Source organism: Thiomonas sp. SCN 64-16 (assembly GCF_001725585.1).
In the GTDB taxonomy this organism is placed as follows: Bacteria; Pseudomonadota; Gammaproteobacteria; order Burkholderiales; family Burkholderiaceae_C; genus Thiomonas; species Thiomonas arsenitoxydans.
In genome coordinates, this window is the sequence record NZ_MEGQ01000010.1 from 99,599 (window position 1) to 108,991 (window position 9,393).

Sequence of the window (9,393 nt, forward strand, 5' to 3'; positions counted from 1 at the left end):
GGCACTTCCGAGAGTACCAGTTGGCAGGTAAATTGAGCTTATCGAATCGCGCTAAGTCATGGAAAACCCTAGTATTTTTTGTTTTTTTGGCCCATTCAGAATGGTGCCTGGCCTTATTGCATTGCACCAAATCAGGGCGAGAACTGAGCGGCTGCCTCAGGCTCTGCCTCTTGTTGCAATGCACTAAAACAGGGAACATGCCTGCGTGCTTCTACCCTTGTTTTTTTGGTCTTTGATCCGGTTTTGATGATGTCCAACCTCACCTTCTTGCCTCGCGTTGCGGTCACCACCGATCTGAAATCGATCGGCGGGCACCCCACGTATGCGGTGACGCAAAAATATGTTGACCCGCTGCTGCCGCTGTCGGGCGTGTTGCCTTGGCTGCTGCCTTCGATGGGCGCCGAGTTGCCGCTGGATGCGGTGCTGGGGGATGTGGACGGGCTGGTGTTCACCGGCTCGCCGTCGAATATCGAGCCGCACCACTATGGCCAGGCGCTGAGCAACCCTGAGTCGCCCGCAGACCCGGCGCGCGACGCCACGACCCTGCCGCTGATCCGCGCCGCCCTTGCGCGCGGCATTCCGGTGCTCGGCATCTGCCGCGGGTTTCAGGAAATCAATGTCGCGCTCGGCGGCAGCCTGTTGCAGGAGGTGCACAACACCGAAGGCTTTGATGATCATCGTGAAGACGACACGCTGGATGTCGCCGGGCAGTACGGCCCCGCGCACCGCGTGCAGGCTGTACCCGGCGGCATGCTCGCCAGCATCGTCGGCACGGATTCCTGGGAGGTCAACAGCCTGCATGGCCAAGGCATCCAGACTCTCGCGCCCGATCTGCTGGCGCAGGCGCATGCGCCCGACGGTCTGGTCGAGGCGTACACCTATCAACCCGCTCGCCGCACCGACGCTGGCTTTGTGCTGGCGGTGCAGTGGCATCCCGAATGGCAGGCCGCGCAAAACCCCGTGTCGCGCGCGATCTATGCCGCTTTCGGCAACGCCTGTCGGCAGTTCGCCGCGCGCAAGCGCGGCGACTCGCTGGCGCGCGCTGCCTGAGCAAACCGCGCCTGCACCTTTGGCGTTCAAAGTGCAGGCGATGGATGGAACCATCCTTGAAACGCAAACTGGAATCACATCATGAGTAGCGACAACCGCAAGCAGTGGACCTTCAACGATCTTGAAGGCTGGCTCAACGCCCAACGCATTACCGAAATCGAATGCCTCGTGCCCGACCTGACCGGGGTGGCGCGCGGCAAGATCCTGCCGCGCAGCAAGTTCACCGAAGACCGCGGCATGCGTCTGCCGGAAAGCATCATCGGCCTCACCGTCACCGGCAACTGGCCCGAGGATGAACGCCTCGAAACCCTGATCGCCGATACCGACCGCGATATGAATCTGGTGCCCGATCCGAGCACCGCGCGCGTCGTGCCCTGGGCCACCGACCCCACCGCGCAGGTCATTCACGACTGCTATTTCAAGGATGGCGAGCCGGTGGACTACGCCCCGCGCACCGTGCTGAAAAACATGCTCAAGCTCTACGCCGACAAGGGCTGGGCCCCGGTGGTGGCGCCCGAGCTGGAGTTTTATCTGGTGGCCAAGAACAACGATCCCGACCAGCCGCTGCGTCCGCCCATCGGCCGCTCGGGCCGCGCCGAAACCTCGCGCCAGCACTACAGCATTGACGCGGTCAACGAGTTCGATCCGCTGTTCGAAGACATCTACGACTACTGCGAGGCGATGGACCTCGACGTGGACACGCTGATTCACGAAGTCGGCGCCGGACAGATGGAAATCAACTTTCTGCATGGCGATCCGCTCGATCTGGCCGACAAGGTGTTCTTTTTCAAACGCACCCTGCGCGAAGCGGCGCTGCGCCACAATATGTTCGCCACCTTCATGGCCAAGCCCATGGCGGGCGAACCCGGCAGCGCCATGCATGTGCACCAGAGCATCGTCGACCGCAAAACGGGGCAGAACATTTTCAGCAACGCCGACGGCAGCGAGTCCGAGCTGTTCCTGCACTACATCGGCGGCTTGCAGAAATACATTCCGCACGTCATGGCGCTGTTCGCCCCGTATGTGAACTCGTATCGCCGCCTGGTCGCCAATACCGCGGCGCCGACCAATGTGGAATGGGGCGCGGACAACCGCACCGTGGGCATCCGCGTGCCGTTCTCCAATGCCGAAAACCGCCGCATGGAAAACCGTGTGATCGGCGCCGACGCCAACCCTTACGTCGCGCTGGCCGCCAGCCTGGCCTGCGGCTATCTGGGCATGGTCAACAAAATCAGCCCGCTGCCCGAAATGAAGACCAACGCCTACGCGGCGCCCAACGCCATTCCGCTGCCGCAAAGCCTGTCGGAATCGGTGCGTGCGCTCGACGATGTGCCCGAGCTCGAGGCCATTCTGGGCAAGCGCTTTTGCGGCATCTACAAGGCGGTGAAGATGAGCGAGTATGCCGAGTTCATGAAGGTCATCAGCCCCTGGGAGCGCGAGCACCTGCTGTTGCACGTCTGAACGGTACCGCACCCTCAACAAAACATCGTCCTGAAACGGAGACTCCCATGAAACCCAATGATCTGCCCCAGTTCGACACCGCCGCGCTGCGCGCCAAGGACGCCGCGCATCACCTGCATCCCTTCACCGACACCAAGAGCCTGAACGCCGCGGGCAGCCGCGTCATCGTGCGCGGCGAGGGCGTGCGCATCTGGGACTCGGAAGGCAACGAAATCATCGACGGTATGTCCGGCCTTTGGTGCGTCAACCTCGGCTACGGGCGGCAGGATCTGGTGGACGCCGCCACCCACCAGATGCAAACCCTGCCGTTCTACAACGCCTTTTTCAAGACCACCACGGCCCCGGCAACCGAGCTTGCGGCGCTGCTGCCGCAGGTGGCGCCGCCCGGTTTCAACCATGTGTTCTTCACCAACTCCGGCTCCGAAGGCAACGACACCATCATCCGCCTGGTGCGCCGTTATTGGGACCTGATGGGCCAGCCGCAGCGCAAGACGATCATCAGCCGCCACAACGCCTATCACGGCAGCACGCTGGGCGGCGCCTCGCTGGGCGGCATGAGCGGCATGCACGAACAGGGCGACCTGCCACTGCCGGGCATCACCCACATCGACCAGCCCTACCAGTTGCAGCACGGCAAACCGGGCGAGAGCGCGCACGACTTCGGCTTGCGCGCCGCAAGCTGGCTGGAGGCCAAGATTCTCGAGCTGGGCGCCGACAAGGTGGCCGCCTTCATCGGCGAGCCGGTGCAGGGCGCGGGCGGCGTCATCATTCCCCCGGCCAGCTACTGGCCCGAGATTCAGCGCATCTGCGACAAGTACGGCCTGTTGTTGATCTCCGATGAAGTCATCTGCGGCTTCGGTCGCCTGGGGCACTGGTTCGGCTGCCAACACCCGCACATCAACTCCAAACCCGACCTCATCACCTTCGCCAAGGGCGTGACTTCGGGCTACCTGCCGCTGGGCGGGGTGCTGGTGGGCGACCGTGTGGCCAAGGTGCTGATCGAGCAGGGCGGCGACTTCAACCACGGTTTCACCTACTCCGGCCATCCGACCTGCTGCGCCGTCGCCATCGCCAACGTCAACGCGCTGCGCAACGAGGGCGTGGTCGAGCGCGTGGCCACAGACACCGCGCCTTACCTGAAGGCGCAATTCGCCACCCTGGCCGATCATCCCCTGGTAGGCGATGTCGATTCGCTCGGCATGGTGGCCGGGCTGGTGCTCTACAAGGACAAGGCCAGCCGTACATTGTTCGACGCCGATCTGGGCGTGGGCTACCTCTGCCGCGACCACTGCTTCAAGAACGGCGTGGTGATGCGCGCCGTGGAAGAGCGCATGATCATCGCCCCGCCGCTGGTGATGACGCATGCCGAAATCGACGAGATGATCCGGCGCATTCGCCGTAGCCTGGACGACACGCTGGCTGGTCTGCGTGCGCAGGGCTTGGTATAAATCGCCATTTCCGTTTCGGTCGGTCACGGCATACTGGTACGGGAATTGCAAAGCCTCACCCTGCTGCACCTGTTGTTTTCAATTGGCTTCACACACACTTGAGAGGTTTTTCATGTCACAAAAACTGCATACGAAGTCAGTCCGTCGCAAGCTGCTGGCGGCATGCCTGGCGGGCGCCGCGGCGCTAACTCTCGGCGCTGCCGCCCCGGCGCAAGCCGCCGGCGTGCTCAATATCTACAACTGGTCCGACTACATCGCACCGACCACGGTGCCGGGTTTCGAGAAGGACACCGGCATCAGGGTGCGCTACGACACCTTCGACTCCAACGAAACCCTGTTCGCCAAAATGGTGGCGGGAGATACCGGCTACGACATCGTGGTGCCGTCGTCGAACTGGGCGGCCATCGACATCAAGGGCGGCCTGCTGCATCCGCTGGACAAAGCCAAGATCCCCAACTACAAAAACCTCGATCCGGGCCTGATGAAGCAGCTCGCCGCGGTTGACCCCGGCAACAAATACCTCATTCCCTGGATGTGGGGCTACACCACGGTAGGCATCAACGTCAACCAGGTGAAAAAGGCGCTGGGCAACACCCCCATGCCGGCCAATCCCTGGTCCTTGATTTTTGATCCGACCTACGCTGACAAGATCAAGTCCTGCGGCATCTCCATGCTCGACTCGGGCGGCGACATCATGGAGGCTGCGTTCAACTATCTCGGCATTCCGCAAGACACCCAGAGCCCGGCCGACTTCGAGAAGGCCTACGCCATGGTGCAGAAGGTGCGCAAGGACGTGAGCATCTTCTCTTCCTCGGGCTACATCAACGACCTGGCTGGCGGCTCCATCTGCATGTCGCTGGGTTGGTCGGGTGACATGGGCATTGCCGCGGCGCGCGCCAAGGCGGCAAAAAATAAGCAGGACATCGAAGTGTTCCCGCCCACGCATGGCGCCGTGATCTTCATCGACACCATGGCCATTCCCGCCGATGCCAAGAACCTCGACAACGCCTACAAGTGGATGAACTACGTGCTCGAACCCAAGGTGGCCGCGGCCGACACCAACACGGTGACCTACGCCAACCCGGTGCCGTCGTCGCTGCCCTATGTCGATGCCAAGATCAAGGATAACGACTTCGTGTTCCTCAAGCCTGATATGGTGGCCAAGCTGATTCCGCCCAAGGTTTACACCCCGGAGCAGCGTCGTCTCGTGACCCGTCTGTATACCAAGTTCAAGACCGGCCTGTGATCTGACCCCTGTTGCCGCGCTCTGCGTTTTTTGTTGGCAGGGGCGCGGCATCCCCCACACCTCAACCTTGTTCGACCGATGATGGAGTTCGCGTTGTGACGCCCCCTTCCCCGAGTGCAAAACCCTTCCTGCGCATCGACGGCATCACCCGTCGCTTCGATGAGGTCGTCGCGGTCAATGACATTCATCTCGACATCCAGCAGGGCGAAATTTTTGCCCTGCTCGGATCGAGTGGCTGCGGCAAGTCCACCTTGCTGCGCATGCTCGGGGGCTTCGAGACGCCGACCTCCGGCCACATCTATCTGGAGGGCGAGGACATCACCGATCTGCCGCCCTATGAGCGGCCGATCAACATGATGTTCCAGTCTTACGCGCTGTTTCCGCACTTGACCGTGTTCGACAACATCGCCTTCGGTCTGAAACGCGACGGCATGCCCAAGGCGGACATCGCTACCCGCGTGGAGCAGATGCTCGACCTGGTGCAGCTCAAGCCCTTCGGCAAGCGCAAGCCGCACCAGCTCTCCGGCGGCCAGCAACAGCGCGTGGCTTTGGCGCGCAGCCTGGCCAAACGCCCCAAGCTGCTTTTGCTCGACGAGCCGCTGGCCGCACTCGACAAAAAGTTGCGCGAGCGTACCCAGCTCGAACTCGTCAACATTCTGCGCAAGGTCGGCGTGACCTGCGTGATGGTCACGCACGATCAGGAAGAGGCCATGACCATGGCCGACCGCATCGCGGTGATGAAGGATGGCGAGTTTCTTCAACTCGGCACCCCCATCGAGATTTACGAACACCCGCAAACCCGCTTCATTGCCGATTTCATCGGCAACGTCAATATGTTCGACGGCAGGCTGGTGACCGACGAGCCCGACCATTGCGAAGTGCAGACCGATGATGCGTTGTTCTACATCGGCCACGGCATCAGCGGCACGCTCAACATGGAGCTTGGCATCGCCTTGCGTCCGGAAAAAATGACTCTGACCGAGGGGCACCAGAATCACCCGAACAACGCCTTTCAGGGCACGGTGTCCGGGCGCTCGTACATGGGTAGTTACACCGCCTACGAGCTGCTGCTGCCGAGCAAGCGGCGCGTTCGCGTCACCGTGTCCAACGCCGATCGCCATGCCGATCCGTTTGATGTGGGGGCCGCAGTTACCGCGCATTGGGCGGATAACGCGCCTGTGGTCATCGTGGACTGAGGCACAGCGCCAACGCATCATGCCAACAAACAGCGACACCTCCACCCCGCGCAAAGTGCGCAAGCCCTTCAACTGGGGCCGCAAGATCGTGATCGGCATTCCGCAGATCTGGCTGTTGGCCTTTCTGCTCGCGCCGTTCTTTATCCTGCTCAAGATCAGCGTGTCGGAAACCGACGCGCTGGGCATTGGCTTCGACCCGCTCGTCACCTATGTGAACGATGCGCTGCAGGTCAACATCCACTTCTCGCCTTACCTGGCGCTGGTGCGCGACAGCCTCTACATCATCACCTATCTGTCATCGCTGTGGTACGCCTTGATGACCACAGTGCTGTGTCTGGTGATCGGCTATCCCTTTTCCTACTTCATCGCCCGGGCCAAGCCCACGGTTCGGCCCGCCCTGCTGATGCTGGTCATGCTGCCGTTCTGGACCTCGTTTCTCATCCGCATCTACGCCTGGAAGAACCTGCTCGACGTCAACGGCCTGGTCAACCAGTTCCTGATGTGGGCAGGCATCATCCACACCCCGCTGCGCATGATGTTCACCGAGTTTTCGTTCATGGTGGGCATGGTGTATGGCTACATCCCCTTCATGATTCTGCCGCTCTACGCCACGCTGGTGAAAATGGATCACCGGCTGGTCGAGGCGGCGGCGGATCTGGGCTCCACGCCGCTGAAGACCTTCTGGCTGGTCACCGTGCCGCTGTCCAAGTCGGGCATCATCGCCGGCAGCCTGCTGGTGTTCATTCCGGCGGTGGGCGAATACGTCATTCCCGAGCTGCTCGCGGGCCCGTCCACGCTCAACATCGGCCGGGTGATGTGGAATGAGTTCTTCCTCAACCTCGACTGGCAGCGCGCCTCCGCAGTGGCCATTGTGATGATCGTGCTCATCCTGCTGCCGATTGCGGTGTTCAACAAGTACCAGACCAAGAGCCTGGAGGGCATGCGATGAAAAAGACCGCCGTGCTGCCCCTGACTTGGATGATCCTGGTCTATCTGTTCCTTTACCTGCCCATCGTGGTGCTGGTGGTGTATTCGTTCAACGATTCGCGCATGGTCACCATTTGGGGCGGCTGGACCTTCAAGTGGTACGGCGCGGTGGTGCATGACCATGAAGTCATCAGCGGCTTGATTCTGTCGCTCAAGGTGGCGCTGGCGACGGCCACTACTTCGGTGCTGCTGGGCACATTGGCGGCATTTGCCTTGGTGCGCTATCGCCACTTCGCGGGCAAAAGCCTGCTCAACTTCATGATCAACATCCCGCTGGTCATGCCCACCGTGGTCATTGCGCTGGCGCTGCTGCTGTTTTTCGTGACGGTGCAGAAGGCCATGGGGTTTCCGCAGAAGGGGTTTTTCACCATCTTCATCGGCCATACCGTCATGGCCATTTCCTATGCCGCGGTGGTCATCCAGTCGCGTCTGAAGGAAATGGACCGGTCGATCGAGGAAGCCGCCATGGATCTGGGCGCGCGCCCTTTCCAGGTGTTCATGCTGGTCACCCTACCGTCCATTTCGCAGGCCCTGGTGTCGGCCTGGCTGCTGGCGTTCTCGCTGTCGCTCGATGAAGTGGTGATCTCCGCCTTCCTCTCCGGCCCCGGCAGCACCACCTTGCCAGTGGTGATTTTCTCGCGCGCCCGTCTCGGTCTGAGCCCGACCATCAATGTGGTCGGGGCGATCACGGTCTATCTGGTCATCATTGCCGTGGCGGTGAGTAGCCTGCTCATGGCGCGGCGTGAACGCCTGCGCGCAAAACAGGCCGCACAGGCCTTGCGGATGGATGCCGAGCCGCAGCAAACAAAGGAATTCGGCGTCGGATTCATGACCGCCGAGGGGCGATGAGCCGTCGCCAGAGGAGCGGTTTTTTTGAGCAAGAGAAGCACCCTGTCAACATCTAAAAACACCTGGAGGACACACTGATGAACAAGTTCAAACTCACCGTGCTGGCGGCCAGCCTGGGGCTCGCCCCACTGGCACATGCCGACACCAACGCCGACATCCTGAACGAGCTGCAAGCGCTCAAGGCCAAGGTGCAGCAACTCGAAGCGCAGGTCAAGGCGCAGCAAACCCAGATCACCGACAACCAGAAGGCGACAGATGAAGCCTCAAAGGTGGCCAACCACGCGGATGTGCAGGTCTCGGGCATCAAGGAGCAAACCGAGTCGTCGGGCTTCAAGGGGCTGAAGATCAGCGGCATGATCGCCCCGGCCTATGTCTACAACCAGGATCAGCAGGCCAGTTCCTTCGTATTCCTGAATCGGTCCAATGCGTCGGCAGGAGGCGGCACCATCTACAACTACGACAACTCGTATTTCGGCGGCGCATACCTCCAGTTCCAGAAGGAAACCGCGGGCGGCGTGGGCTGGAACCTCACCCTGGCTCCCGATCGGGGCGCCGGCGTCAACATGAATGGCAACTCCATCATTCATGAAGCTTCGGTGTCGATTCCGCTGAACAACGAGACCAAGCTCATCGCCGGCCAGATCCCCGACTGGGAAGGCTATGAATACACCTGGGACAACCAGACCAAACCCATCACCCATAACCTGCTATTCGACTTCACCGAGCTGACCGCCTACACCGGCGTCGGGCTCGACCAGACCGTGGGCAACTGGGAGTGGAAGAGCATGATCGCCAATATGAACTCGCCGCGTTATTACTACGGCGGCTTCGGCGGGCCCGGCCGCGTCACGCCGAGCTGGTCGATGACCAAGTCGATGACCGCCACCACCATCGCCCGGCTGCTGCACAAGGGCTGGCTGCGCTCGGTGTACGACCGGGCGCCGGCGCCGCTCTGGGCCGATCCGCGCGGCGTGCATGCGGCCATCACCATCGACGACCTGCTGCGCATGCGCTCCGGCCTGGCGCTGCCGGTGCTGCAAGCCGACGGCACCGTCACGCTGGGGTTCGAGAACTCCATGGTCTACCAGGATGCCGGCGACGCCTTCGCGGCAGGCCAGGCGACCCCGTCGGCTGCCGCGCGCGACCAGCTCAAGGC

The 9,393-nt window shown here is 61.8% G+C and carries 8 protein-coding genes; all 8 read left to right on the forward strand.

The genetic code is table 11. The features are described from left to right. Positions 1-249: 249 nt before the first annotated feature. A complete protein-coding gene (locus tag ABT24_RS04465; protein WP_276729211.1) occupies positions 250-1,050 on the forward strand; it encodes a gamma-glutamyl-gamma-aminobutyrate hydrolase family protein in 801 nt (266 codons plus the stop codon). 81 nt (positions 1,051-1,131) lie between these two features. Further along, positions 1,132-2,511 carry a glutamine synthetase family protein gene (locus ABT24_RS04470; RefSeq protein WP_013104341.1) on the forward strand — a complete coding sequence of 460 codons (1,380 nt, stop codon included), beginning with the start codon at positions 1,132-1,134 and terminating at the stop codon, positions 2,509-2,511. A 47-nt stretch (positions 2,512-2,558) separates the two neighbouring features. Then, entirely contained in the window at positions 2,559-3,959 is a 1,401-nt protein-coding gene (locus tag ABT24_RS04475) for an aspartate aminotransferase family protein (RefSeq protein ID WP_276729208.1), read from the forward strand. 112 nt (positions 3,960-4,071) lie between these two features. Next, positions 4,072-5,205, forward strand: a complete 1,134-nt coding sequence (locus tag ABT24_RS04480) for an extracellular solute-binding protein (RefSeq protein ID WP_276729206.1) — start codon at positions 4,072-4,074, stop codon at positions 5,203-5,205. Between the two features lie 95 nt (positions 5,206-5,300). Continuing rightward, positions 5,301-6,401: an ABC transporter ATP-binding protein gene (locus ABT24_RS04485; protein ID WP_276729203.1), complete on the forward strand. Its 1,101-nt coding sequence runs from the start codon at positions 5,301-5,303 to the stop codon at positions 6,399-6,401. Between the two features lie 19 nt (positions 6,402-6,420). Then, on the forward strand, positions 6,421-7,350 hold the full coding sequence (locus tag ABT24_RS04490) for an ABC transporter permease subunit (protein WP_013121977.1): 930 nt from the start codon (positions 6,421-6,423) through the stop codon (positions 7,348-7,350). Beyond that, the gene (locus tag ABT24_RS04495; protein WP_276729201.1) at positions 7,347-8,237 is read left to right on the forward strand and encodes an ABC transporter permease; all 891 of its coding nucleotides are present in this window, start codon (positions 7,347-7,349) and stop codon (positions 8,235-8,237) included. The genes ABT24_RS04490 and ABT24_RS04495 overlap by 4 nt, the downstream gene beginning before the upstream one ends. Before the next feature lie 77 nt (positions 8,238-8,314). Beyond that, the coding region (locus ABT24_RS04500) for a DUF3138 family protein (RefSeq protein ID WP_286737371.1) at positions 8,315-9,393 on the forward strand (1,079 nt) is incomplete at its 3' end.